Source organism: Mangrovimonas sp. sgz306409, from assembly GCF_059735265.1.
Window position 1 is genome coordinate 41,044 of sequence record NZ_JCAPEU010000008.1, and the last position, 25,952, is coordinate 66,995.

The 25,952-nt window shown below is 39.4% G+C and carries 28 protein-coding genes; 2 read left to right on the forward strand and 26 right to left on the reverse strand.

Going from position 1 to position 25,952, the window contains the following annotated elements:
• Positions 1-25 precede the first annotated feature (25 nt).
• The 18 genes from AC6I5C_RS13615 to gldB form a co-directional block, all read right to left on the reverse strand.
• Entirely contained in the window at positions 26-349 is a 324-nt protein-coding gene (locus AC6I5C_RS13615; protein WP_497905631.1) for a GIY-YIG nuclease family protein, read from the reverse strand.
• Complete coding sequence (locus AC6I5C_RS13620; protein WP_497905632.1) at positions 346-969, reverse strand: acyltransferase; 624 nt, start codon at positions 967-969, stop codon at positions 346-348. Before AC6I5C_RS13620 ends, AC6I5C_RS13615 begins: the two co-directional genes overlap by 4 nt.
• Before the next feature lie 3 nt (positions 970-972).
• Positions 973-1,728 (reverse strand): enoyl-CoA hydratase/isomerase family protein, encoded by a 756-nt coding sequence (locus AC6I5C_RS13625; RefSeq protein ID WP_076663287.1) that lies wholly within the window; start codon positions 1,726-1,728, stop codon positions 973-975.
• 19 nt (positions 1,729-1,747) lie between these two features.
• On the reverse strand, positions 1,748-4,249 hold the full coding sequence (gene paaZ, locus AC6I5C_RS13630; RefSeq protein WP_497905633.1) for a phenylacetic acid degradation bifunctional protein PaaZ: 2,502 nt from the start codon (positions 4,247-4,249) through the stop codon (positions 1,748-1,750).
• Between the two features lies 1 nt (position 4,250).
• Positions 4,251-5,456, reverse strand: coding sequence for a 3-oxoadipyl-CoA thiolase (gene pcaF / locus AC6I5C_RS13635; RefSeq protein WP_497905634.1), 1,206 nt, complete (start codon positions 5,454-5,456; stop codon positions 4,251-4,253).
• Positions 5,457-5,611: 155 nt separating this feature from the next.
• Positions 5,612-6,016: a PaaI family thioesterase gene (locus AC6I5C_RS13640; RefSeq protein ID WP_497905635.1), complete on the reverse strand. Its 405-nt coding sequence runs from the start codon at positions 6,014-6,016 to the stop codon at positions 5,612-5,614.
• Positions 6,016-7,170: a 3-hydroxyacyl-CoA dehydrogenase NAD-binding domain-containing protein gene (locus AC6I5C_RS13645; RefSeq protein WP_497905636.1), complete on the reverse strand. Its 1,155-nt coding sequence runs from the start codon at positions 7,168-7,170 to the stop codon at positions 6,016-6,018. Before AC6I5C_RS13645 ends, AC6I5C_RS13640 begins: the two co-directional genes overlap by 1 nt.
• Entirely contained in the window at positions 7,171-7,950 is a 780-nt protein-coding gene (locus AC6I5C_RS13650; protein WP_497905637.1) for an enoyl-CoA hydratase-related protein, read from the reverse strand.
• A 2-nt stretch (positions 7,951-7,952) separates the two neighbouring features.
• A complete protein-coding gene (locus AC6I5C_RS13655) occupies positions 7,953-8,339 on the reverse strand; it encodes a VOC family protein (RefSeq protein WP_497905638.1) in 387 nt (128 codons plus the stop codon).
• Positions 8,340-8,348: 9 nt separating this feature from the next.
• Positions 8,349-8,849: a 1,2-phenylacetyl-CoA epoxidase subunit PaaD gene (gene paaD / locus AC6I5C_RS13660; RefSeq protein WP_497905639.1), complete on the reverse strand. Its 501-nt coding sequence runs from the start codon at positions 8,847-8,849 to the stop codon at positions 8,349-8,351.
• A gap of 64 nt (positions 8,850-8,913) precedes the next feature.
• The gene (gene paaC, locus AC6I5C_RS13665; protein ID WP_497905640.1) at positions 8,914-9,666 is read right to left on the reverse strand and encodes a 1,2-phenylacetyl-CoA epoxidase subunit PaaC; all 753 of its coding nucleotides are present in this window, start codon (positions 9,664-9,666) and stop codon (positions 8,914-8,916) included.
• Between the two features lie 121 nt (positions 9,667-9,787).
• Positions 9,788-10,075, reverse strand: coding sequence for a 1,2-phenylacetyl-CoA epoxidase subunit PaaB (paaB, locus tag AC6I5C_RS13670; RefSeq protein WP_053978437.1), 288 nt, complete (start codon positions 10,073-10,075; stop codon positions 9,788-9,790).
• 10 nt (positions 10,076-10,085) lie between these two features.
• On the reverse strand, positions 10,086-11,042 hold the full coding sequence (gene paaA / locus AC6I5C_RS13675; protein WP_053978438.1) for a 1,2-phenylacetyl-CoA epoxidase subunit PaaA: 957 nt from the start codon (positions 11,040-11,042) through the stop codon (positions 10,086-10,088).
• Positions 11,043-11,117: 75 nt separating this feature from the next.
• On the reverse strand, positions 11,118-12,191 hold the full coding sequence (gene paaE / locus AC6I5C_RS13680; RefSeq protein WP_497905641.1) for a 1,2-phenylacetyl-CoA epoxidase subunit PaaE: 1,074 nt from the start codon (positions 12,189-12,191) through the stop codon (positions 11,118-11,120).
• Positions 12,192-12,351: 160 nt separating this feature from the next.
• Complete coding sequence (locus AC6I5C_RS13685) at positions 12,352-12,924, reverse strand: TetR/AcrR family transcriptional regulator (protein ID WP_053978440.1); 573 nt, start codon at positions 12,922-12,924, stop codon at positions 12,352-12,354.
• Positions 12,925-12,958: 34 nt separating this feature from the next.
• Positions 12,959-13,579, reverse strand: coding sequence for a DUF4230 domain-containing protein (locus tag AC6I5C_RS13690; RefSeq protein ID WP_497905642.1), 621 nt, complete (start codon positions 13,577-13,579; stop codon positions 12,959-12,961).
• 158 nt (positions 13,580-13,737) lie between these two features.
• Positions 13,738-14,076, reverse strand: coding sequence for a gliding motility protein GldC (gene gldC / locus AC6I5C_RS13695; protein WP_053978442.1), 339 nt, complete (start codon positions 14,074-14,076; stop codon positions 13,738-13,740).
• A complete protein-coding gene (gldB, locus tag AC6I5C_RS13700; protein ID WP_497905643.1) occupies positions 14,076-15,035 on the reverse strand; it encodes a gliding motility lipoprotein GldB in 960 nt (319 codons plus the stop codon). The genes gldC and gldB overlap by 1 nt, the downstream gene beginning before the upstream one ends.
• A 91-nt stretch (positions 15,036-15,126) precedes the next feature.
• On the opposite strand from gldB, the gene nadE reads away from it, so the two are divergent.
• Complete coding sequence (gene nadE / locus AC6I5C_RS13705; RefSeq protein ID WP_497905644.1) at positions 15,127-15,915, forward strand: NAD(+) synthase; 789 nt, start codon at positions 15,127-15,129, stop codon at positions 15,913-15,915.
• A gap of 149 nt (positions 15,916-16,064) precedes the next feature.
• Positions 16,065-16,700 carry a response regulator gene (locus AC6I5C_RS13710; protein WP_053978445.1) on the forward strand — a complete coding sequence of 212 codons (636 nt, stop codon included), beginning with the start codon at positions 16,065-16,067 and terminating at the stop codon, positions 16,698-16,700.
• Here the strand turns inward: AC6I5C_RS13710 and dnaG are convergent.
• From dnaG to AC6I5C_RS13750, 8 genes are all read right to left on the reverse strand, one after another.
• A complete protein-coding gene (gene dnaG / locus AC6I5C_RS13715) occupies positions 16,697-18,658 on the reverse strand; it encodes a DNA primase (protein WP_497905645.1) in 1,962 nt (653 codons plus the stop codon). The two genes, AC6I5C_RS13710 and dnaG, sit on opposite strands and share 4 nt — an antisense overlap.
• Positions 18,659-18,764: 106 nt before the next feature.
• The gene (locus tag AC6I5C_RS13720) at positions 18,765-19,829 is read right to left on the reverse strand and encodes a hypothetical protein (protein ID WP_497905646.1); all 1,065 of its coding nucleotides are present in this window, start codon (positions 19,827-19,829) and stop codon (positions 18,765-18,767) included.
• 92 nt (positions 19,830-19,921) lie between these two features.
• Positions 19,922-20,722, reverse strand: a complete 801-nt coding sequence (locus tag AC6I5C_RS13725; protein WP_497905647.1) for a hypothetical protein — start codon at positions 20,720-20,722, stop codon at positions 19,922-19,924.
• The gene (locus tag AC6I5C_RS13730; RefSeq protein ID WP_497905648.1) at positions 20,709-21,272 is read right to left on the reverse strand and encodes an RNA polymerase sigma factor; all 564 of its coding nucleotides are present in this window, start codon (positions 21,270-21,272) and stop codon (positions 20,709-20,711) included. Before AC6I5C_RS13730 ends, AC6I5C_RS13725 begins: the two co-directional genes overlap by 14 nt.
• Before the next feature lie 74 nt (positions 21,273-21,346).
• Positions 21,347-22,324: a polyprenyl synthetase family protein gene (locus AC6I5C_RS13735; protein ID WP_497905649.1), complete on the reverse strand. Its 978-nt coding sequence runs from the start codon at positions 22,322-22,324 to the stop codon at positions 21,347-21,349.
• An 87-nt stretch (positions 22,325-22,411) separates the two neighbouring features.
• On the reverse strand, positions 22,412-23,452 hold the full coding sequence (rlmN, locus tag AC6I5C_RS13740) for a dual-specificity RNA methyltransferase RlmN (RefSeq protein ID WP_053978451.1): 1,041 nt from the start codon (positions 23,450-23,452) through the stop codon (positions 22,412-22,414).
• Positions 23,453-23,595: 143 nt separating this feature from the next.
• The gene (gene queA, locus AC6I5C_RS13745) at positions 23,596-24,645 is read right to left on the reverse strand and encodes a tRNA preQ1(34) S-adenosylmethionine ribosyltransferase-isomerase QueA (RefSeq protein ID WP_497905650.1); all 1,050 of its coding nucleotides are present in this window, start codon (positions 24,643-24,645) and stop codon (positions 23,596-23,598) included.
• A 70-nt stretch (positions 24,646-24,715) separates the two neighbouring features.
• Positions 24,716-25,939 carry a 3-phosphoshikimate 1-carboxyvinyltransferase gene (locus AC6I5C_RS13750; protein ID WP_497905651.1) on the reverse strand — a complete coding sequence of 408 codons (1,224 nt, stop codon included), beginning with the start codon at positions 25,937-25,939 and terminating at the stop codon, positions 24,716-24,718.
• Positions 25,940-25,952: the final 13 nt, after the last annotated feature.

The window sequence follows — 25,952 nt, forward strand, 5'->3', positions numbered from 1 at the left end:
TTCCCACGTAAGTGGGAATCTATTTTCATCGCTCATTATTTCTAAACTTATTTAAGTTCAAATTCCAATTTATACTTAAATCCATCCTGCCTGGATTCATATCCACTATAACTTCTATTTTCCATTGTCGCTTCCACTTTTTAAATTGTCTTTCTCTAATTTCTGCTTTAGAAGCATCATCAAACTTTTCAAAATAGACAAGTTTATCACAATTATATTTCGCTGTAAATGACTTTGGATATACCTTTAACTTATGCTCTTTTACTCTTTCTAGAATATCATTCGTTACACCAATGTAAATCACACCATTTGGTTTGTTTGACATTATGTAAACGTACCATAAGTTCATTTTTCCTGATTTTGAGATTCCTGCTTGCGCAGGAAATAATCACGAAGCGTGTCATAGGCACCCTCCTGAACTTTCATGTTTTCCGGAATCTCCCTTAAAGGTTCAACCTCCTTCAAACTCTCGTGACAATCTGCAGGTAATTGCTGATACAATTGCGTCCCTTTAGTCTTCCATGCGATCATGTCATCGGAAACTTCCTTGACAACTTTGGCTGGGTTTCCAACAACAAGACTTCGGTTTGGAATGATGGTTTCTGCCTTTACAAAGGCCATAGCACCAACGATGCATTCATCCCCTATTTGGGCATCGTCCATAATGACACTGTTCATCCCAATCAAGCAATTTCTTCCCAAATTAGCACCATGAATCACGGCTCCATGACCAACATGGGCACTTTCTTTAAGCGTGATTGATTTCCCCGGAAACATGTGCACCGTACAGTTTTCCTGAACGTTCACTCCATCTTCCAAAATGATTTGTCCCCAATCGCCACGAATGGCAGCTCCAGGACCTATATAGCAGTTTTTCCCGATGATAACGTTTCCGGTTACGGCCGCCAAAGGGTGCACAAAACTACTTTCGTGTACCACTGGCGTATATCCTTTAAAACTGTAAATCATGGTTTACTTAAAACGTTTCAAGATTTCCTTTGTAAACTCTCCCAACACCAAACGTCCGCTAATAGCTGCACGTTCTGAAAGCAGTTCATCCCAATGCTCGGTTCCTTGCCAAAACATAGTTTTCATTTCCTTCATAGCCTCCGGATTGTAAGTACACAAATTTTCAGCCATAGCTTTTATGGCTTCATCCATGTCTTGAGTGGTATCAAAAACCTGAGTAAACAGACCTTTGTCCGTAGCCCATTCTGGAGAATAAAAACTATTGGCATCCATAGCGATTTGCGACATGGCACTCACGCCCATTTTACGCTCTATGGCAGGACCAACCACAAAAGGACCAATCCCAATATTAAGCTCGCTTAGTTTGATTTCGGCGAATTTGGTCGCCATACAATAATCAGTTGCTGCTGCCAGACCAACACCACCACCAACGGTTTTACCTTGAATACGCCCAATGACAAACTTTGGACATTTGCGCATAGCATTGATCACATTGGCAAACCCAGAAAAGAATACCTTTCCTGTAGCATCGTCATTGATATTGATCAATTCCTTAAAGCTAGCTCCAGCACAAAAGGTTCTATCGCCTCCACTTTTAAGAACGATGACCTTAACATCATCATTGTTTCCCGCATCTGTAATAGTTTGGGCTAAATCGGCCAATACATTCCCTGGCAAAGAATTATGTTCTGGGTGAAAAAACTCAACATACCCTACATGATTTTCTATGCTTAACTTTACGTATGGACTATTTTCCATCTTCAATTTCTTTTATAATTTATATCAATCCGAATTGCTCGAAATGATGATTTAGATGTTTTCTCTCCAATAAATACCACTCGTATCTATTCAACTCTCCAAAAACCACATTTTTGGTTTTAGCTTCTGGATGTTCTTTAAAATAGGCCAAATACGCCTCACGAGCTTCTTTCAATTTTTCTTTAGCCTCTTCTAAACTGGCATGTTTTAATTCGGTAATTCGAGATCTTTCTGCCAATGGAAAATCATAACCACTTGGCATTTTTTCATAGTTATATAGCGTGGCGTGCACTTTTTCCAAAATCTTTTCAGGCGTCGCTATATCAAAATCCTGAATTTCCCCAGAGGCAATTCTGTAGGTATATTCCAAATGCTCCAACATTAACTGAGGGGTTAGATTCCCCCACTTTGCTTTATCCTCTTCGGTAAGCTTGTTGATACATTCTGTAATTTTAGCTTCGGTCATTTCCACCAAAGTTTCTTGTTTCTTCTGAACCATGGTCAAAATGGTTGCAAAAGCTACCATTTCATCATTATTAGCATCAAATACCTCTACAAACCATTTTACAATCCCACTTGGATGCTCGGCTCCTGCCACATCCCGATCTACTTTTTGCTTACAAGTCAATCGTACGTATACCGTATCGTTATGATACAAAGGGCGTAGGAAGCGACATTCTTCCAAACCATAGTTTGCAGCCACAGGGCCTTTGTTTGGATATACAAACAATCCCGCTGCTGCGGAAATAATAAAGTATCCATGAGCCGTACGTTTTTCAAAAATGCTTCCATCGAGCGATGTGATGTCTGTATGGGCATAAAAATGGTCCCAAGTCAAGTTGGCAAAATTGATAATGTCGGTATCTGTAAAGGTTCGCTTATGGGTTTTAAGTGACATTCCTGGTTGAATATCTTCCCAATGGTATTTAAACGGATGCTGCTCTGCTTCCTTATAGGCCGCCTTTTGCTGATATACCCCAGTTATTTCAGTCAATGTAGTTGGTGAGCCCTGAATTGCAGTACGCTGCAGATAATGTTTGATACCTCGCATACCTCCCATTTCTTCACCTCCTCCCGCACGTCCTGGACCACCGTGAACCAAATAAGGCAATGGAGAACCGTGTCCAGTGCTTTGTTTAGCACTTTCACGATTCAACACTAAAATTCGGCCATGATGCGAAGCTGCATTTATCACATATTCCTTCGCAATATTATCATCATTAGTCGCTATGGAAGACACTAGAGACCCTTTTCCCATTTGGGCCAAAGTAACCGCTTCGTCCATAGTTTTATATGGCATTATGGTACTTACCGGACCAAAAGCTTCGCGTTCGTGAACCACCTTGTTTTGCAACGGATTATCCGTACGGAACAATACTGGGCTAATAAACGCTCCTTTCTGGGCATCGGCGCCAATGGTGTCCAATGTATCTAAATTCCCATATACCATTTCGGCTTCTTTGGCAATATCCGAAATGGAATTCTTCACGGCTTCCACCTGTTGTTTGCTTACCAAAGATCCCATTCTCACTTCTTTCAATCTCGGGTCTCCTATGGTAACTTTATCCAAAGCTTTTCCTAAGGCAATCTGCACATCCTCCACAATACCTTCAGGCACAATGATACGACGGATAGCCGTACACTTTTGTCCTGCTTTCACTGTCATTTCATTTCGAACTTCCTTTATGAACAGATCAAATTCTGGAGTCCCTGGCACAGCATCTTCCCCAAGAATAGAAGCATTCAAAGAATCTGCTTCCATAGTAAATGGCACAGCCTCCTGTATTAATCTAGGATGCGCTTTTAACAAACGTCCTGTTGCCGCAGACCCTGTAAACGTAACCACATCTTGAGACTCTACCGTATCCAATATGGATTTTACGGTTCCGTTAATAATTTGTAAGGCTCCCTCTGGCAAAATTCCTGAGGCTATGATTTCCCTTGCTACGGCTTCCGCCAAATAAGATGATGACGGGGCTGGCAATACCACTGCAGGAACCCCTGCCATCCAATTCACTGCGCACTTTTCCAACATTCCCCAAACTGGGAAATTAAAGGCATTGATATGTACCGCTACCCCTTTTTTAGGAACCATAATATGGTGTGCCATAAAACGGCCTCCACGAGATAAATCGATTGGGTCCCCTTCAACATGATAAGGTTGATTAGGAAACAATTTTCTTAAAGACGCATTAGCAAAAAGATTACCAAAACCTCCTTCAATGTCAATCCAACTATCTATTCTAGTCGCACCTGTACGGTAACTTAAATCGTAAAATTGCTCTTTGCGTTTGGTAAGATATAAGGCCAACTTTTTAAGCATGTTCCCACGCTCTTGAAACGTCATTTTCCTAAGAATCTCCCCTCCCTTGGTTCTTCCGTAGTTTAATATTTCTGGAATGTCCAAACCTTCAATGGCAACACTGGTAAAAGCTTCCCCTGTAATAGCATCTAAAACCGGAATTCCTTCTTCTTTACCTTCGGTCCATTGACCTTGGACGTAATGTTGTATTTTTTTCATATTACACTCTTTCAATAATTGCTGCGTAACCTTGCCCGACACCAATACACATGGTCACCAAAGCGTAACGTTTATTTTGTTCCTGTAATTCCAATGCTGCAGAATAAGCGATACGTGCGCCTGTCACTCCCAGTGGATGCCCAATAGCAATAGAACCTCCATTTGGGTTCAATCTAGAATCGTCATCCGCCAATCCCCAAGCACGTGTACATGCCAAGGCCTGAGCCGCAAACGCTTCATTAAGTTCAATAATATCCATGTCGTCCATGGTCAAACCTGCCTTTGCCAAAGCTTTATTGGAAGCCTCTACAGGGCCAATCCCCATAATGCGAGGCTCAACGCCAACCACTGCAGAACTTACAATTCTAGCCAATGGTTTTAAGTTATATTTTTCAACCGCTTCTGAAGACGCAATAATGGTTGCAGCTGCTCCATCATTCAATCCTGAGGAATTTCCTGCCGTTACGCTTCCATCTTTTTTAAAAGCCGGACGCAATTTCCCCAACACTTCCATAGTGGTTGTTGGTTTTACAAATTCATCTTTTGAAAACAAGATTGGGTCCTTTTTGCGTTGTGGAATTTCAACCGTCATTATTTCTTTTGCCAATCTCCCGTTTTCTTGGGCTTGGGTCGCCTTCATTTGGCTCCAGTTGGCAAACTTATCTTGATCTTCACGGGAAATATCGTGCAACTCTACCAAGTTTTCAGCGGTATTCCCCATACCATCTGTCCCATACATTTCGTGCATTTTTGGATTTACAAAACGCCATCCGAAACTGGAATCGTACATTTTGGAATCCGTTCCAAAACCTGATGACGGCTTTGAAACCACCAAAGGTCCACGTGTCATATTTTCAACACCGCCTGCAATAAAAATGTCGCCATCTCCAGCTTTTATCGCTCTATTGGCATGAATAATCGCCGACAATCCTGAACTGCACAAACGGTTCACCGTTTCTCCCGGCACCGTATATGGCAAGCCAGCCAACAACAAAGACATTCTCGCGACGTTGCGGTTGTCTTCCCCGGCTTGGTTAGCACAGCCCAAAATCACATCATCGTAAGCCTCTTTTGGAATATTTGGATTTCGTTTGACTATTTCTTCAATTACCAAAGCCCCTAAATCGTCCGTTCTCACAGCCGACAAAGTGCCTTTGTAACTTCCTATTGGAGTACGAACTCCATCTATGATATATGCTTCTTTCATATTTATGCCCACAAAAGTGGGTATCTTTTCAGTTTAATTCTGACTAAAGTGTGAATTCTATTTACTATTATATTTTTTCTCATTCCTAAACAATACTGTTCTGTTTAGGTTTCGATATTTCTTTTGAATTAAGAGATTCCTGCCTTTGCAGGAATTCATTCCCATTCTTTTTGAGTGCGATATACCACACCTTTGAACAGTGCTACTAATTCATCGCCTCGCTTTACTTCAACAATGTTGAAGCCAAATTTGTTATTTACTTTTTCTATCACGGACTCCGCTACCAAGTAATCGCCTTCATTTAGGGCCTCAATATGATTGATGCTGGTTTCAATGGAAACCGAAAATCTACCGTGGGTATTTGCTGCAAAACCAAAGGCTGTATCTGCAAGCGAATAACTAATGCCTCCATGTGCTTTGCCCATGCTGTTGAGCATTTCCTTTCTAACGGTCATCCCTACTTTGCAGCGACCAATTTCGCATTCCAAGATTTCTATGCCCAACCAAGTACTAAACGGATCTTGGTGCAACATTTTGTGCGGTATTTGTTCGCCCTGCATTAAAAAAAGCTTTTGTTTTCTTTGTTCATTTTACGCAATAATGGACTGCACCTGTAACGGTCTTCATGATACTCGTTATAAAGCTCATCCAACTTGGCCACACACCAAGCGATTCCTTTTTCATCGGCCCATGCCAACAGACCTTTAGGATAATTTACCCCTTTGGTCATGGCATTGTCAATATCTTCTGCAGAGGCTATGTTTAAAAACAAAGCATCCGCCGCTTCGTTGATCAGCATCACCAAGACACGGTCAAAAATCTGCTGGGCCAATGCTTTATCCTCTGTTGGAGCAGGCATTTCAACTCCTTCGGAATAATCGTAATAACCCTTCCCGGTTTTTCTACCTAAATACCCTGCTTCGCTCAAACGCTTTTGCGTAAAAGACGGTTTGTATCTAGGGTCGAAATAGAAAGATGTAAATACCGTTTCGGTTACGGTATAATTCACATCATTCCCTATGAAATCCATCAACTCAAAAGGTCCCATGCGGAAACCTCCAATGGTTTTTAAGCTCCAATCAATGGTTGCAAAATCGGCAATCCCTTCTTCATAAATTCGCAAGGCTTCCCCATAAAGTGGCCGGGCTACACGATTCACAATAAATCCTGGGGTATCTTTAGCAACCGCCACGGTTTTATTCCAATCGGAAATGGTTTTTACCGCCAAATCCAAAACGTTTTTGGAAGTCTGCACGGCTGGAATTACCTCTACCAACTTCATTAAAGGCGCTGGGTTAAAAAAGTGAATTCCAATGCAACGCTCTGGCTTTTGAAGCGAGGCCGCAATGGAAGCAATGGATAAGGAAGAGGTGTTTGAAGCGATGATACAGTCATCTGCCACATAGCTTTCCAATTCTGAAAAGACCTTTTTCTTGATATCCAAATTTTCAACAATAGCTTCAATGGTAAGGTTGGAATCTCCCAATTCCTTTAGGGTATCCACATATTGTATATTGCTTTGAATCCTCAGTTTTTCATGAGTATCAATGCGTCCCTTTTCAACCAATCTGGTCAATATTTTTTCCAATGACAATCTTGCCTTTTCCAAAGCTGCTTCATTGGTGTCATATAATTTAACCGTACATCCTGCGGTGGCTGCCACTTGTGCAATGCCACTCCCCATGGTACCACTTCCTATGATTCCTACGTTCATTTACTTTCCTTTAAAAGTTGGTTTTCTTTTCTCTACAAATGCAGAAACCCCTTCAGCATAATCCTCGGTTCCCGCAGCTTCAATTTGATATTTTGATTCCAAAGCCAACTGCTCTTGCAAGTTGTTGGTCAAGGATTGATTCAAACTTTTCTTGATCAATCCCAAAGCTTTGGTTGGCATGTTTGCCATTTTTAAGGCTAGTTTAGATACTTCTTCCTCAAAATTTTCCAATGGCAATACTTTATAAATCATCCCTAAACGCTCGGCTTCTTCAGCAGGCACTTTATCTCCCAACATGGCCAAAGCAGACGCTTTTTGGAAGCCAATCAATCTTGGCAAAAAGAAAGTCCCGGCACTATCAGGAATCAAACCAATCAAACTAAAAGCCTGAATAAAGCTAACCTGCTCATGGGCCACTACCACATCGCAGGCCAAAGCTATATTGGCACCTGCACCAGCAGCTACGCCATTTACTGCGCCTATGATTGGTTTTTCTATATGTCGAATTCGGGTGATGATTGGATTGTAGTGTTCTTCCAATATTTTCTTGAAACCAGGGTTCAATTCTGGTGAAGTAACTTCCTTTAAATCCTGTCCCGCACAAAATGCCTTTCCGTTTCCAGTCAACACAATGGCTCTTACCTCTTCATTTGTTTCACAATTATCCAGAGTCTCTTGAAGTTTCAAGGCCATTTCGCGATTGAAACTATTGAAAACTTCTGGACGGTTAAGCGTGATATAGGCTATATTATTTTCAATTTTCAATTCAATTGAACTCATATCTATTTTGGTAGTTTAAATTCTGGATTATAAATAATTCCAATGATATTTTTCCAAGGATCATACACGCTCGCTACGGCTATGTCACCTCCAACATTATTAGGTTCTTCATGCTTTGTGGCTCCCATTTCAATTAGGGAATCGTACACCTTTTGAATATCCTCAACACCCCAATAGGTTTGCACAGTACCATTATCGGTACCTTGTACCTTTTCTTTGGGATGCAAGCCCAATTCGTAACCAGCAATATTAAACCCCACATAATAAGGGGTATCGTAATATGGCTGCGCATTGAAGGCCTTCGCATACCATGCTTTAGCTTTTTCAAGGTCTTCCACCATGTATACAACCGTACGAAGACCCAACATTGGTGATTGTTTATTTTCCATTGTGTTTTATTATTTCAAGCATTTAAAATAATCGAAGGGTTCATGGCAATCATCACATTGAAACTGGGCCTTACAGGCCGTAGAACCAAATTGGCTTACCAAACGTGTATTGGTTGAACCACATTGAGGACACCTCACAATACGCTTGCCATGAAGAAGCACATCTTTATCGGCTTCAGCTTCCAAAGGAGCTGCAATGCCATAGGCTTCCAGCGCCTTTCTTCCTCTGGCTGTGATCCAATCGGTAGTCCAAGCTGGGGCCAAAATCAATTCTATTTCCGATTCGTAACCAGCCTTTTTTAATACGGCTTTGATATCGTCTCCAATAACATCCATGGCAGGGCAACCACTATAGGTAGGGGTGATTTTAACCTTGACAAGGTTATTTTCAATAATGGCAGAACGCACCACTCCCATATCCATAATGGACAACACTGGAATTTCAGGATCTGACACCTGCTCCAGAATTGGGATAAGAATTTCGTCTATATGTTGTTGTTCTTCTACCATTTTAAAACCTTTCAATTTCTCTAGAAACCACTGTAAATTTTAGATTCCTGCTTTCGCAGGAATTTTACCACTCCATATTTGGGTAGGTGCGTTGCATGTATTGCATATCGGCCAACAAATAGCCCATGTGCTCTGTGTGAATTCCTTGTTTTCCTCCTTTTTGGAAATACTTTGATTCTGGTATTTCTATTGTTGCTTCTTCCAACACTTCAGAAACCGTCTTGTAATAAGCTTCCTTAAGTGTCGTCACATCCACTCCAATGCCTTCTTCAACCATCGCCTTATCTGCATCCGTTAGATGAAACAACTCATCGGTATAAGTCCAAAGATCATTGATAGCGGTTTGAATGCGTGTATTGCTCTCTTCGGTTCCATCCCCCAAACGTTTGATCCAATCGGAAGAAAACCGTTGATGATAGCTCACTTCCTTGATGGATTTTGTCGCAATGGCCGACAGGGTTAAATCGCTACTTTTTTGTAATTCGGTTAGAAACAACAAATGATACACATCAAACAAAAATTGACGCGCCATAGTGTATCCAAAATCTGTATTAGGCTGCTCCACCAAGAGTGCATTGTAATAATCCCGTTCCTTTCGAAGGAATGCAATGCTATCTTCGGAAGCGCCTTCTCCTTTTATTTTTGCGGCATATTGATAATAACTGCGTACTTGCCCCAACAAATCCAAGGACATATTGGTACAGGCAATATCGGTTTCCAAATTTGGCCCGTGTCCACACAGTTCCCCCAACCTTTGACCCAAAATCAAAGAGTTATCGGCAATGCCTAGTATGTATCTATATAAATTGTCTTTCATATCTCTTTCCCACGAAAGTGGGAATCTGTTTAATTACTTCTCGATACAATTTGTTGCTATCGCACAAATTACTCGAAGTGACATTTGTTTTACTTACGAATTTCCCGTTTTCAGGAAACCACTACATATGTTTTACTTCGTCCGGCAAGTCATAAAAGGTAGGATGACGATACACCTTATCCTGCGCCGGCTCAAACATTTCACCATTATGTTCTGGGTTTGAAGCAGTGATATACTTTGATTCTACCACCCAAATGCTCACACCTTCATTTCTTCTTGTATAGACATCACGTGCATTTTCCAATGCCATTTCGGCATCGGCCGCATGTAAGCTACCAAAATGTCTGTGTTCCAATCCGTTTTTACTTCTTACAAAGACTTCCCAAAGAGGCCAGTTTTTTGTTGACATAATATTATTTTTAAACTGCTTGTTTTTCTTTTCTTTCTTGTTGCTTTTCGGCATGTGCCATGGCTGCATCACGCACCCATTCGCCGCGCTCCCATGCTCCCACACGAGCTTTCATACGCTCCTTGTTCATTGGTCCGTGGCCTTTTACCACTTGCCAAAACTCATCCCAATTGATTTCACCAAAGTCATAGCTTCCACGTTCTTCATTCCATTTTAAATCTGGATCTGGAATGGTTAAACCTAGAATTTCTGCCTGAGGCACTGTTTGATCAATAAACTGCTGACGCAATTCGTCATTCGTTTTACGCTTCAACTTCCATTTCATGGATTGTTCGGTGTGAGTTGACTCTGCATCGGTAGGACCAAACATCATCAAACTAGGCCACCACCAACGGTTTAAAGCATCCTGAGCCATTTCTTTTTGTTCCGGAGCTCCTTGACAAAGTTTCAACATGATTTCATATCCTTGACGCTGGTGGAAACTTTCTTCCTTACACACTCTCACCATAGCTCGGGCATATGGTCCAAATGAGGTATTGCACAAGGGCACTTGATTGATAATGGCAGCGCCATCTACCAACCAACCAATGGCTCCCATATCCGCCCAAGTAACGGTTGGATAATTGAATATCGAGGAATATTTAGCCTTACCGGAATGTAACTGCTCATACAATTCGTCACGAGAAATCCCTAAAGTTTCACATGCCGAATACAGATACAAACCATGGCCAGCCTCATCCTGAACCTTGGCCAACAACGCCACTTTTCTTCTTAACGAAGGGGCTCTGGTAATCCAATTCCCTTCTGGCAACATCCCCACAATCTCTGAATGGGCGTGTTGTGATATTTGCCTAATATGGGTCTGGCGGTATTTTTCCGGCATCCAATCTTTAGGCTCTATTTTCTCGTCACGTGCAATACGTGCCTCGAATTGTTCTTCTAAATTTTTAATTTGTTCTTCACTCATAATTTATGCCTGCCAAAACAGGTATGTTTAAATTAATTGTTTCAATAGTTTAAAGAATTCGCTCCTTAGGAATTCTTACACATCAAAGTCAACCACTACTTTATCTGTCGTTGGTACCGCTTGACAACTTAAAACATAGTTTTGCGCTACCTCTTTTTCTTCCAAAGCATAGTTGATTTTCATTTTAACCGAACCTTCCTTCACTTGACATTTACAAGTAGAGCAAACCCCACCTTTACAAGCAAAAGGTAAATCGGCTCCTGCGGCTAAAGCACCATCCAAAATGTTGTCGAAATCGTCATCCATGATGAAATGGAATTCTTTTCCACCATCGATAATGGTCACTTCAGTACCATCTACTTTCTCTTCCAAAACTTCAGCGATGTGCTTATTTTCTTCTTCGGAACTTCCGGAGAAAAACAATTCATAATGAATGTTCTCCTTAGGCAATCCAGCTGACTGAAGTTCATCACGAATCAAAAAGATCATGTCTTGGGGTCCGCAGATAAAGGCATGAGCCGTATCTGGAATATCAATAAAGGTCTTGGTTAAAATCTCTAGTTTTTCGTGGTCAAAACGTCCATTTAAAAATGGAATATCGCGTTGCTCTTTGGTTAAAAAGTAAAAGACCTGAAAGCGTCCAAAGAACTCATTTTTAAGCTGCTCTATTTCTTCCTTAAAGATAATGGATTTCACGGTGCGATTCAAGTAAAACAACTTGAATGCACTCTCCGGTTCCTTGTGCAAATGGGTCTTGATAATGGATAGCATTGGAGTAATTCCGCTACCTGCAGCAAAGGCGATATAATTTTTGGAACTTTCGGGCTCGCATTCCACGAAGAACTCCCCGTGTGGCGGCATTACCTCTAACTCATCGCCCGCCTTTAATTCGTTAAAAGCATAGTTGGAAAACAGCCCTCCTCTAATGGTCTTGATGGCCACTTTCCACTCATTGTCCAACGGACTGGAGCAAAGCGAATAATTTCTTCGCACGTCCTGCCCATTTATTTCTTTTCGCAAGGTTAAATGTTGTCCTTGCTTAAACTTGAATACCTCTTTTAAATCTTCGGGAATCTCAAAAGACACCACTACGGTATCCTTTGTTTCCTTATATATATCTGAAACTTTTATTCGATAAAACTCTGCCATATTTTGTTCGATGCATTTTAACTAACACTTGTTAGTTTGATAGCAAATTTACAAAATATTTCGAGATACAAATGTTAATTTCCAAAGCTTAACGCTTTATAATTGTAGATATCGAAATTTAGCTGCCAAAAAATTGCAGCCAAGTGCACAAAATTCAACTTTAAACAATGCCGTTAATAAGTACGTTGCTCAAGTTTTCGGAGAGTTCTTCAGGGTTTAAATCCTCCTTTTTCGGGATCCAGATATAAAGGGAACGTAGTGTGGACAACATAGAAAACAACATGACATCGACATTAGAGTCTTCAATTTCCCCTGCATTGATGCCTTCAATTAAAATATCACGAAACTCCTCTTCGTAGTCTGTGCGTAAGGTTAAATAATACTCCAACTTTTCCTCCAAATGCATCCAATCATTATTCAAGGATGCCATCCCTGAGGTATTGTTTGATGTGATATCTACGTGCAATTTGACAATTTTCCGAAGTTTTTCGATACTGGAAATTTCGGCAGATTTAATCTCTCTCATCCCTTCCGTAAAAGTTTCCGCCAAGGAAATAATAATATCCTTGAGGATTTCCTGCTTGGAACTAATATGGTTGTACAAGCTCGCTGCCTTGATCCCCATAGTCCCAGCCAAATCCCGCATGGTTACGGCGCTATAGCCCTTTTCCTTAAAAAGTTTGGCCGCGGTTTTTATAATTTCGTCTTTACGGGTATTAGCAGGAGTACTCAATTTTTCAGAAGTTTAAATTGCCTAGGAAAGGCCGTTAATTTTGAAGATTTATTTGTTGCAACTCGTCCAGCACATAAATAGGCGTTTCGTTGTATTCCAGAGTCCAACCCAATGAATTGGTCAGTATATAAAATTTGGACAGTTCGCTAATCAATCGATCTTTGGCATTGGCCTTCATTTGTGAAGCTTCCAACTTTTTAGCTAAGGAAGCCTTTACTTTTTGATTGATGATGTTATAGTCTTTAGCTTCGAATGGATTGAAGAAATCAGATTGCACATCATAGTATTCCAAATCTGGGCTTATCTTAATTTCTTCTTTGGGGATGCTTTTTATTCTCAGGATTTTGTTGATTTCATCCACCTCGTATTCAATTTTGCTCAAATCGTATGAAATGGTCACCTCTGCATTCACCACTACCAAAGCCTTTTTATCTGAAGTAAAGTAAGAACCGAAGAGCTCTTTGGAATTTTTATAGTTGAACACTTCGCTGAAATGCCCCTCGGTTACCACCAATTTTCCAACATTCCGAATCTGCTCCTGAATCAATGCAGAACTTTCCAAAAGTACCGCTTCGTCTTTCTTTTGATCAGCACAATATTTGAAGACAAAAAGTGCCGCAAGGGTTATTAAAATTCCTAAGAGGATTTTTCGCATAAGGCTAATTTAAACAAAAAAAACATTAGTTGCCTTCTCCTGTGAAAGCCTAACTAATGTTTTTAAATAATTGATTAATAGCCTTGTAAAAATAAAAATAACCCAGTCCGGATGTGTTACTAAAAAGTTACCGAATTATTAAGCTAAAAATCAAGTGATTATTTCTTTTTCAACTCCAACTTCTCTGCAAAATAATCACAGAAATCCTTCATTGTTGCCGTCATCTTTTCATCTTGGGTAGCACGATGAAAGGTGTCGCTCATAGCCACTAAGGTTTGATGGAAAAACAATTTCATTTCATCAACCGGCATGTCTTTGGTCCATAAATCTATACGCAAAGTTTCCTGTGCTTTACTGTCCCAAACCGACAATAACATAGCCTTTGCCTCTTCATTTTCAATACCGCCATCCTGCGCCGTCCAGCTTAAGTTTTCAGGAATTCGGTTTTCGTCCAATTCTACATTTAATGTAATTGTTGATTTTATATTTTCTGCCATTATTTACGTGGTTTATATTTTGAATTATTAAAAATTTCGGACGCTTCCAGTTGAAGCATATCCATAAAATCTACGTCGTTGTGCTCCATATAAGAACGCACAATTTGCCAGCCTATGAATTGTCCCAATCGTCCAGGGGATTCCCTATCCAATTCCAAATAAAATTTTGAAAACGGTGCAGGCGCAATAAACCTACCTGCCAAACCTGTATCGGTGCTGTACAGCATTTCCTTGTCGATAAAATACCTCCAGATATAGCTTTCGTTCTCTTGGGACCAAGCCAATTGCTCCGGCAAGTACCCAATTTTTTCCGAATCCGTTTTAAACGGAATCATCTTATCCTTAAAATACAGCAACTTCCCATAGTAAACCATTTCGTCCAACAAGGTTTTACGCTGCGATTGGAAACTGTATTTTTCAGCATAATTAGTTGCCAAATCCGGTACAATTTGCGATTTGGTCATATTCTGAACAATATACTTTTGGATTCCAGAATAGAATTCATGGTCTGCCCCCAAATAAGTATCTAGTGCTATCAATGCAATGGTATCTGTTACAATGGTTTTGTTTCGGTAATCTACATCAGAAGTCAAGGTAATCACCCTTGGAGCAGCAAAAGTTTTATCGTAATATTTTAAGTGTTGAAATAGTTTTTCAATATCCAATTCAACATCATCAAAATCGTGGTAAACTTTATCTACTTCTTCAAACAACTGTTCCTGTAAAGTGTCCTGCATGCGGTTGATCCACACGGAATCACTAATTCTTTTTGAAAACAAAAACGGATAGCTAGCTTTTAGTTTTGGTAAATCTTCCGGGGTAGCTTTAGCAAAGGCTTCATCAAAGCGCTCTACCTTAAAAGGAATGTCTATTTTTGAAATTTCCTGTTCTGTTTTTGAGGTTTTATCACATGATAACGCAGTGACAAGAACAGTAAAAAGTAAAATTATTTTCTTCATAAAACTTAAACTGTGTTTATTTTTATTCCTAACCCGTTTAGTTTATTTTTGTTTGCAAAGGTACTATTCTTAGATTTAAATCGTAACTAAAATGCAAACAGAAAAAATTGTTGACCACATCGTAAATTGGCTAAAAGACTACGCAACCAATGCTAAAGTAAATGGTTTTGTAATAGGTGTTTCTGGAGGAATTGACTCAGCCGTAACCTCTACCTTATGCGCCATGACAGGCTTGGAACTACTATGCTTGGAAATGCCCATACATCAGGCCCCCTCTCAAGTAAGTCGCGCCTTAAATCATATAAAATGGATGCAATCCAAATTTGACAAAGTGAGCATGACACAAGTGAATCTTACTCCAGTTTTTGATAGTTTGGTAGCTGCTTTACCCCCTGTAGACAATGAAGCAGATCGTTTTATGTCCTTGGCCAATACCAGAGCCAGGTTAAGAATGACTTCACTGTACTACTTTGCTGCCCTTGATAAATTGCTCGTAGCGGGAACAGGAAACAAAGTAGAAGACTTTGGCGTAGGCTTTTACACCAAATATGGAGACGGCGGCGTTGATTTAAGCCCGATTGCCGATTTATTGAAAACCGAAGTCTACGAAATCGCTAAATATTTAGGGGTTAACCAAGAAATTATTGAAGCTGCACCAACCGATGGTCTATGGGGAGATGACAGAACAGACGAAGACCAAATAGGCGCTTCTTACCCTGAATTGGAATGGGCTATGAAGATGAAAGACGAAGGAAAAACAGCCAATGATTTTGAAGGCCGCGAAAAGAAGGTTTTTGAAATCTTTATGCGCTTCAACAAAGCTAACCAACACAAGATGAACCCTATACCTGTATGCACTATTCCGGATAGTTTAAGATAATTCTTATTAATTTTCGAACACAAATCTTTAAACCTGTTATTTTTTTCATTACATTTACAAAAAGAACTACCCCATATACCTCTTAATCTTGTCTGAGTTTCATCTCTGATTAATAGCATATTAACTTAATTACTTAATTTTTTCCTATTATGATTAAAGTATTAGTCGTTGACAACCATCCGATTGTTAGAACAGGGTTACAGTTGCTATTTGAATCTAGCCCCGAAATACAGGTTATTGGCAGTGTAGGTAGCGGTATCGAAATTTTTGAATTCATCCGGCGACATTCTGTAGATGTTGTGGTTTCAGAGATTGATCTACCAGAATTGAACGGGATTACCGCCTTAAGAGCCATAAAGAAGGAACACCAAAACTTAAAGGTGCTCTTTTTTAGCCATCACCCAGAAGAAATCTATGCCATTAGCGTATTGAAAGCAGGAGCTTCTGGGTACCTTTCCAAAACCGAAGACACGGACACTATCAAAGAAGCTATTTTAAAGGTTTATAATGGCGGTATTTACTTAAGTAGTAACATGGCCAAACACCTTAACTATAATGACACCAAAAAGTCTCCGAGCAAGATGTACAAGCGTCTATCCACTCGTGAAGTTGAAGTGTTAAAACTATTGTCGTCTGGTAAGAAGAATAAGGAAATTGCCCAAGAATTGGATATCAACGAAAAAACTGTGAGTACCTATAAAGCAAGGTTATTCAAAAAATTACACGTTACCAATCTTGTAGATTTAATCCATCAGGCGAAACATTTGGAACTAACAAACGGTTAACCCACCACTTTACCAAGTTTTCTAGATAACAACATTTTTAGACCCAGGTAGTCTTTGACGTCCTCTATAATGGCCATTCTATCGACATCTTCCCGTAAGGTGTCGTTTTTGTATTCTGCTACTTTTTTATCAATCAAAAAGCAACGCAGACTTAAAATAGTTTGGTTTACCAACTGTGCTATCGATTCGCTCTTTTGTTTAGGCACAATCAAATTGCGCTCCCAATCGTGAAGCGTATAGCGCTCGTCTTCCATAAGAATACTGGTAACTTCACTGGCCATATCCTGATCCAGCCTATTCACAAATTCCCTTGTGGAAAATGGCTTGTCGCTATGCAGTTCTTCCATCAATGAATTATAAATATTATGAAAATTAGGATTTGCAAACTGCATTTCATCCTCCTGTAAGTCAAGGAAAATTTTATCGAATACTTTAGTCGTATTGATAACTGGTTCCAGTTTTAAGTCGCCTGTTTTTTCGTCTTCTTTAAGAACCAAATCATCAAAATCTTCGGTTTCACTTCCATATAGGAGTAAAATTTCAATGATTTTTCGCTCCAATTCGTACTGCAAATCAATTTTCTGCTTAGGCTCTTCCCTTTTTACTACCTGAAAAGCTTGCTGCTCTGGGCGGTCATTTTTACTTGCCTCCTGAACCTCCTTTTTACCCATTTGAGCTAGAGTAGTAAAAAGCACCTCTTCACTAATGTCCATAATTCGGGAACACTCCTGAATATATACTTCCCTTTTGATATTGTCAGGAATCTTTGCAATACTATTGACAATATCTCTAATGGTTTCCGCCTTTTTGATAGGATCATTATTGGCATCTTCCACCAAAACTGAGGCCTTAAACTGGATAAAGTCCTTAGCATTAGTATCCAAATACTCCTTAAGTTCCTCTAATGTATTTTGCCTTGCAAAACTATCCGGATCTTCTCCTTCCGGGAAAGTACACACCCTGACGTTCATGCCCTGCTCCAGGATTAAGTCAATCCCTCTCAAGGAAGCTCTCATACCTGCCGCATCACCATCAAAGAGCACCGTAATGTTTTTAGAGAGACGGTTGATCAGTCTAATCTGCTCAGAAGTTAAAGCGGTTCCAGATGAAGCCACCACGTTTTTGATTCCTCTTTGGTGAAATTGAATCACATCGGTATATCCTTCCACCAAATAGCAATTATCTTCCTTTGCAATGCTTTGCTTGGCGTGGTAAATACCATAGAGCACTTTACTTTTATGGTAGACCTCACTCTCTGGGGAATTTAAATATTTGGCTGCCTTTTTATCGGTCACCAAAATCCTTCCTCCAAAACCCAAAACACGACCACTCATACTTTGTATTGGAAACATTACCCGACCTTTAAAACGATCAAAACGCTTGTCTTCCTTAACAATCGTCAGCCCTGTTTTCTCCAAATAATCGATCTGATAGCCTTTTTTCAAAGCCTCATCGGTAAAGGCCTGCCACTCATCTAGGGAATATCCCAATTGAAAGGTCTTGATGGTATCATTGGTAAAACCACGCTCTTTAAAATAGCTTAAACCAATGGCCTGACCTTTATCGCTTTTAAAAAGAATTTTCTGAAAATAATCCTTGGCAAACTCATTGACCAAATACAAACTTTCGCGCTCATTGGCTTCCTGTTTCTGTTCATTGGTTTGCTCGGTTTCTTCAATTTCAATATTGTATTTTTTCGCCAAATATTTAATGGCTTCAGGATAGGTAAAATGCTCGTGCTCCATTAAAAAAGTTACGGCATTCCCTCCCTTTCCACTAGAAAAATCCTTCCAAATTTGCTTTACGGGAGAGACCATAAAACTAGGCGAGCGCTCATCACTGAACGGACTCAACCCTTTATAATTGGTTCCAGATTTTTTTAATTGCACAAAATCTCCAATAACCTCCTCTACGCGAGCGGTTTCAAAGACTTGTTCTATAGAGGCTTTTGAAATCAAATCAATACATTTTTGAAAAGGTAAATTTAGGACATTATTGCATACAAAAAAAAAGCTCCAGTCAAAGCATGACCGAAGCTTCATTTTACATTGATTTTCCTTAATCCTAATTGCATCTAATCCCCACAGAAAAATTATTTTGTCTTGTTGGTTGATCTTTAAAAATTGGAGATAAATCATACTTCGCGTAAAGTGAATAATTTCCAACACCAATATAACCACTAATACCATAAACAAAATCGGAAGTATTATAATTTCTACGGATTTTATCTTTAACCCTATCACCATCAACCTTGTATTTCAACTTTTGAAGTGTCTCCATATTAACCCCTGCATAGCCCCCAACACCAATTTTAAACTGCCTATCTGTAGAATATCTAAAATAATGATCCTTAACAACCTTTTTTGACGGGCCAAATTCAAAATGTACAGGCACCACCAAATTGGTCATTCTAAATTTGGCTTTATTCAAATTATACTCAAAAGGCTGAAGCGTAATCAAATCATTCTCTTCTACAAAATACATATTATCTTTTATGTAGAATTTGTTCCATTGCAAGGAAAGCCCATACTTTATTCTAATAGCATTGGAGTTTTTCAAAACCCGCGTCTTTCCCGTAATTCCCAATTCAAAAAAATGAGAACTTCCAGATTCATATGGAGAATCATTTATTGACTGTCCGTCAATAATGGAATAATTAGGACCAAAGGCAAACACAATATCAGTTGTTGTTCTTCTATCATAAGGAATATTCTCCCTCCCTAATGGAGGGGCTACAGATATTTCAACTCCATCAGGGCCCAGTCCTATTCGAGACTTCTTTTTCCAACTATAAACATAGGGTTCATTTTCATTCCGTTTCAACAACTCGATTTTATTATCTATAATAGCTAATCGATTTTCGATGTTTAATGCCCGCTTTTGCGCCGCCTCCTTCTTGAGTTGATCCGCTTGCTCCAGGGTAATTTCGCCTTTATCGAAACGCATATTAATATCTTCTATTTCCTCTTTCAACAATTCTCGTTCATTTTCTTCAACAGACTTTTTCATTTCCAATAAATCTTCAATTTTACTCTCTGTTTTAGACTTTTGAATGGTATCCTGAGCATAAACGTTGCTTAAACTTAGACATAGGATTAGCAGCACTACATGTTTTGTAATGGTATTCATAACTGTTTGTTTTTTAATTGATGTTTTAATTTATGTAATCTCCATATACTTGGCCTGAGCATATTTCAATTTGAATTTCCTCACGGAACTATTTACTGATTACGTTGGGTGACTGCAGTTTTCACGGTAACGTAACTTTCTTTTAAGGCTTTAAAAACTTTATCTCTAAAAGAGTGTTCTATATCCATTTCCACACTCTCCAAGAGTGCATTGGCATCCACAGTTCTTGTGGACTCCTTATATAATCTGTTTTGTTGAATTTCCAATTCCGCCAGTTGTAACAAGGAGTCGATTTCTCTATCGGTTACTTCTGAATTTTGGGCTGCCAGTTCGGCAATTTGAGTCTCGACATCCTGAACCTTTACGTCAAGTGGTTCCAAATTTTCAGAAACTTCTTTATGGTCTTGCACTGCCACATTTTGTTCTATAGCCGATTCATTTAAAGGCGAGGCATTTTCCAATTCATTCTTTTCGGAAGGAAGCTCACTGTTAGTAACCTTTGCTACAGTTTCTGATTTTGACATTTCGGATATAATCAAATCTCTATTAACTTCTTCCTCATTATTAACAGATACACTTTCCTTAACTTCAAGTTCAGTTATAGCAACCTTTGTTTCTCCCTTATACTTGGGTGCGATTTCTTCTTCAACATCAACAATCACTGGAGTATCTAGGTTTATGCTATCCTTTTTAAAGAAAAGGCTGCTTACCAAAAGGACTCCAACCAAACTGGCGGCAATGCCCATCCACCAAAATCTTTTATTTCTGTGTTTGTGTTTAGCTGTTTCTTCATCCAAACGGCTGGACAACTTGTCCCAAGACGCTGGAGACGGCTGGATGGCACGTTTCTCCAAGGTCTCCTTTATGTCATTTTCAAACTTAATTGGCGCCATAACTTGTGTTATTTAATCTGTTCAATTTTTCCTGAAGCATCTGTCTCGCCTTAAACAACTGCGATTTTGACGTCCCTTCAGAAATCTCCAATTCCTTAGCTATTTCGTGGTGCTTATACCCTTCAATAGCGTACATTACAAAGACCATTCTATACCCTTCAGGAAGTTCATCAATGAGCTGCTGAATGTCATTTACTTCAAGTCCTGAAGTTGTACTATATACATGCTCTTGCGGCATGCTTTCCTCTTCTGTGGGAAACTCCAAGGATTTTCGTTTTCTAAGAAAAGAAATAGCTTCCCTCACCATGATCCTCCGAAGCCAGCCTTCAAAACTCCCTTCATTCTTAAAGGATGTAATGTTGGTGAAGGCTTTAAAAAACCCATTCAACATCACTTCTTCCGCATCCTTTACATCCTTGATGTAATACCTGCATACGCTTAACATCTTTGGCGCATGAATTTCATAAAGCACATGTTGCGCCTCGCGATTGTCCTTCGCCGCTTTTGTGATAAGCTCTTTGGTATTTTTATGCAGTTGAATGACTTTCAAAATCTACAAGGTGTTGGTCTTTATATACAAAGACGCAATTATTGAACCAATGGTTGCCTATAGGTTGAAAAAAATTATTTTTTTCTGTCAATTACGTAGTTCACCATAAGTTTTAGTGAACTTTTGAATTCAGATTCGGGGTAAGTTTCCAACAAAGTAAGTGCCTCTTTTTGAAACTCTTTCATTTTAGCGATGGCATAATCCAGGCCGCCATTATCTTTAACAAAATTAATGACTTCCTTAACACGTTTTTTGTCCTTATTGTGATTTTTAATGGAATTGATCAACCACTTTTTGTCCTTCTTATCACATTTATTGAGTACATGAATCAACGGAAGGGTCATTTTTTGCTCTTTGATATCGATACCTGTAGGTTTGCCAATGGCATCTTCTCCATAATCAAACAAATCGTCCTTAATTTGGAAAGCCATCCCAATCAACTCTCCAAATTTACGCATGATTTCCACCTCTGGAGAATTTGGTTTTACCGAAGCAGCACCCAAACTACAACAGGCCGCAATTAAGGTTGCTGTTTTCTGACGAATGATTTCATAATACACAGCTTCCGTAATGTCCAATCGGCGGGCCTTTTCTATTTGCAACAACTCTCCTTCACTCATCTCCCGAACGGCTACGGAAATGATTTTCAACAAATCGAAATCATTATTATCAATGGAAAGCAACAAACCTTTAGACAACAGGAAATCACCAATCAACACAGCAATCTTGTTTTTCCAAAGGGCATTTACGGAGAAAAAGCCTCGACGTCTATTACTATCATCCACCACATCATCATGCACCAAAGTTGCGGTATGGATCAATTCAATAACCGAAGCACCACGATAAGTGCGCTCGCTGATTTCGCCATTGTTGACCATTTTCGCCACCAAGAAGACGAACATTGGGCGCATTTGCTTCCCTTTTCTGTTAACAATATAAGTAGTAATTCTATTGAGCAATGCCACTTTAGAAGACATGGACAGTTGAAACTTTTGTTCAAAAAGGTCCATTTCGTAAGCGATGGGCTGCTTTATTTGCTCTACTATTTTCAACAGAAAAATTTAGTCATTTAGGTAATGACAAACCTACTAAAAAAGCTCGTGAAATACTATTTTAAGTTTATTTGGAAAGAAAAATCTTTAACTCTTATTTGCCAATTGTCCGCAGGCTGCGTCAATATCCTTACCTCTAGAACGTCTCACTGTAACCGTTATATGATTAGCCTCCAATAGGGACACATACATATCAATTGCTTTCGGGTTCGCCTGTTGAAACTCTCCATCATCGATAGGGTTATACTCTATAAGATTAACCTTACTTGGCGCAAACTTACAGAACTGTACCAAGGCCTCAGCATCCTTCCTGGTATCATTGATTCCTTCCCAGACCACATACTCATAGGTGATTCTGTTTTTGGTTTTGGCATACCAATATTCAAGGGCTTCACGTAAATCCTTTAAAGGAAAGGTAGCGTTAAAGGGCATTATAGAAGTGCGCACTTCATCTATGGCAGAATGAAGGGATACGGCCAATTTGAATTTCACCTCATCATCAGCCATTTTTTTAATCATTTTAGGCACACCAGAAGTGGATACGGTAATACGTCTTGGAGACATCCCCAATCCTTCCGGAGAAGTAATTTTATCAATAGCCTTCAACACGTTATTGTAGTTCATGAGTGGTTCTCCCATGCCCATAAATACAATATTGCTCAAAGGCCTGTCAAAGTAAAGTTTGCTTTCATTATCAATGGCCACCACCTGATCGAAAATTTCATCAGGATTCAAGTTACGCATACGTTTTAGCCTTGCGGTAGCACAAAACCTGCAATCTAAACTACACCCTACCTGCGAAGACACGCAAGCCGTGGTTCTGGTTGCCGTTGGAATCAACACCGACTCTACTACCAAACTGTCATGCAGTCTTACTGCATTTTTTATGGTTCCATCCGAACTACGTTGCATTTGGTCTACCTTCACATGGTTGATCACAAAATTTTCATGCAGCATGGCTCGGGTATCCTTGGCAATATTGGTCATGTCTTCAAACGTATGGGCGCCTTTATTCCACAGCCACTCATACACTTGGTTTCCTCTAAATGCCTTATCTCCCTGCTCCACAAAAAAATCACGTAATTGTTCTTTGGTGAGCGCTCGTATGTCTTTCTTCTTTACTTCCATAGATGCTGCAAAAATAGTGAAAGGAATATCGATTTACGATTTTTCGATTTAGTTTTATAGAATTCTTAGGATTTCCAAAAACAACAAAGCCCTGTAAATTACAAGGCTTTGTTCGTATATATTATTTGGATTTACTTTTTTGATTACAAAATCAACATAGCATCTCCATAAGTATAGAACTTGTATTCCTCTTTTACCGCTTCTTCATAAGCTCTTTTGATGAAATCGTGACCAGCAAAGGCAGACACCATCATCAATAAAGTCGATTTTGGCGTGTGGAAGTTAGTAATCATACAATTGGCAATGCTAAAATCATAAGGAGGGAAAATGAATTTATTGGTCCATCCTGTAAACTCATTCAAGGTACCATTGGAAGACACGGAACTTTCAATAGCTCTCATAGAGGTTGTTCCAACTGCACAAACGCGTCTCTTATTCATAATACCTTTGTTGATTACATCAACAGCCGCCTTATCGATAATTACCTCTTCACTGTCCATTTTGTGTTTAGACAAATCTTCAACCTCAACTGGATTAAAAGTTCCCAAACCAACGTGAAGTGTAATTTCCGGCAATTCTATGCCTTTAATTTCCAAACGCTTTAATAAGTGCTTAGAAAAGTGCAATCCGGCAGTTGGAGCTGCTACGGCACCTTCATTTTTCGCAAAAATGGTTTGGTAACGCTCTTCATCTTCAGGCTCCACGTCTCTTTTGATGTATTTAGGAAGTGGTGTTTCTCCCAATTCGGTAAGCTTGTTTCTAAATTCGGCATATGATCCATCATAAAGAAAACGCAAAGTTCTCCCTCTTGAAGTGGTGTTGTCAATAACTTCTGCCACTAACGTTTCGTCATCACCAAAATACAGCTTGTTACCAATTCTTATTTTTCTTGCAGGATCTACCAAAACATCCCAAAGACGTTGCTCTTCATTCAATTCCCTTAAAAGGAATACTTCAATTCTTGCTCCTGTTTTTTCTTTATTTCCATACAATCTTGCAGGGAACACTTTGGTATTGTTAAGGATCATTACATCTCCTTCATCGAAGTAATCAATAACATCCTTAAACAATTTGTGCTCGATGGTTTGCTCTTTTCTGTTCAAAACCATCAATCGCGCTTCGTCTCTAATGTCCGAAGGACGGTCTGCCAATAATTCGTCTGGAAGTTTAAAGTTAAAATTTGATAATTTCATTTGTTATATTTTATGGGAAGTGGCAAATATACAATCTCAAGATAGGGGTTGTCAAGTAAATGGCAGATTATTATTGGTTTATTTGAAATCCAATAGCCGCCAAGTCCTCCCAAAACGTTGGAAAGGATTTTGAAACCACCATGGCATCTTCAACCTGCAACTCTGTTTTTAGAGCTAAAGGCGCAAAGGCCATAGCCATTCTATGATCATTATAAGTAGCCACCGTAGGATTTGATTTTAAATTTGAAACTGGAAACAATTTTAAAGAATCATTAGTAATGTGCACCTCTGCCCCAAATTTCTCCATTTCATTTTTAAGTGCCACCAACCTATCGGTTTCCTTAATTTTTAAGGTATGAAGTCCCGTGAGCTCACACCCAATTCCCAAACCTAGACAGGTAACGGCAATAGTTTGTGCAATATCGGGTGCATTGACTAGATTGAATTGTTTTGGTTCTAGGTTTTCAGATTCTTTTCTTAGAATAATCTCGTTTTCTTTATAAGCTGTAGTTACTCCAAATTGCGAATAAATCTCAGCAAGAACAGAATCCCCTTGTAGCGAATGTTCTTTATAGGAAGACAACTTGATTTCTGTACCAATGGCACTCAAAGCGACAATGCTGTAAAAATATGACCCCGAAGACCAATCGGATTCTACGGTCAACTTTGTTGTTTTTAAGGGTAAGTTTTTAGGAGCGACAGAAATAAGGTTTCCTTCAAATTTGGTATCCACTCCAATTTGATTTAGTAAATCCAAAGTCATTTTAATGTAAGGCACCGAAGTAATGGTTCCTTCCAAAGTTAACTCCAAACCGTTTTCCAAATTTGGTGCTATAAGTAACAAGGCTGAAATATATTGACTGCTTACATTGGCCTTTAAACTCACTTTGGATTTGGTTAGCTTTTGTCCTTTGATTTTTAAAGGCGGGCAACCTTCTGTTTCCAAATAAGTAATATCGGCACCTAAGGCATTCAAAGCATCTACCAACACCTGAATGGGCCGCTCCTTCATTCTTGGAGACCCTGTCAAGACAACGTCGCTTCCTTCTTTAGTGGCAAAATACGCCGTAAGAAACCGCATGGCAGTGCCTGCATGATGGATATCGATGAGATTGGAATGCGATTCCAAGGCTTTTTGCATCACCTTGGAATCATCAGACTCTGATAAATTTTCTATTGAAATTTCAGAAAATAAGGTCTGCAATAAAAGTAGTCTATTAGACTCACTTTTGGACCCTGTAATGGTAACACTCGACGTTTGTTCAACAACCGATTTACGGAGTTGGATATTCATAGCAATGATTTGT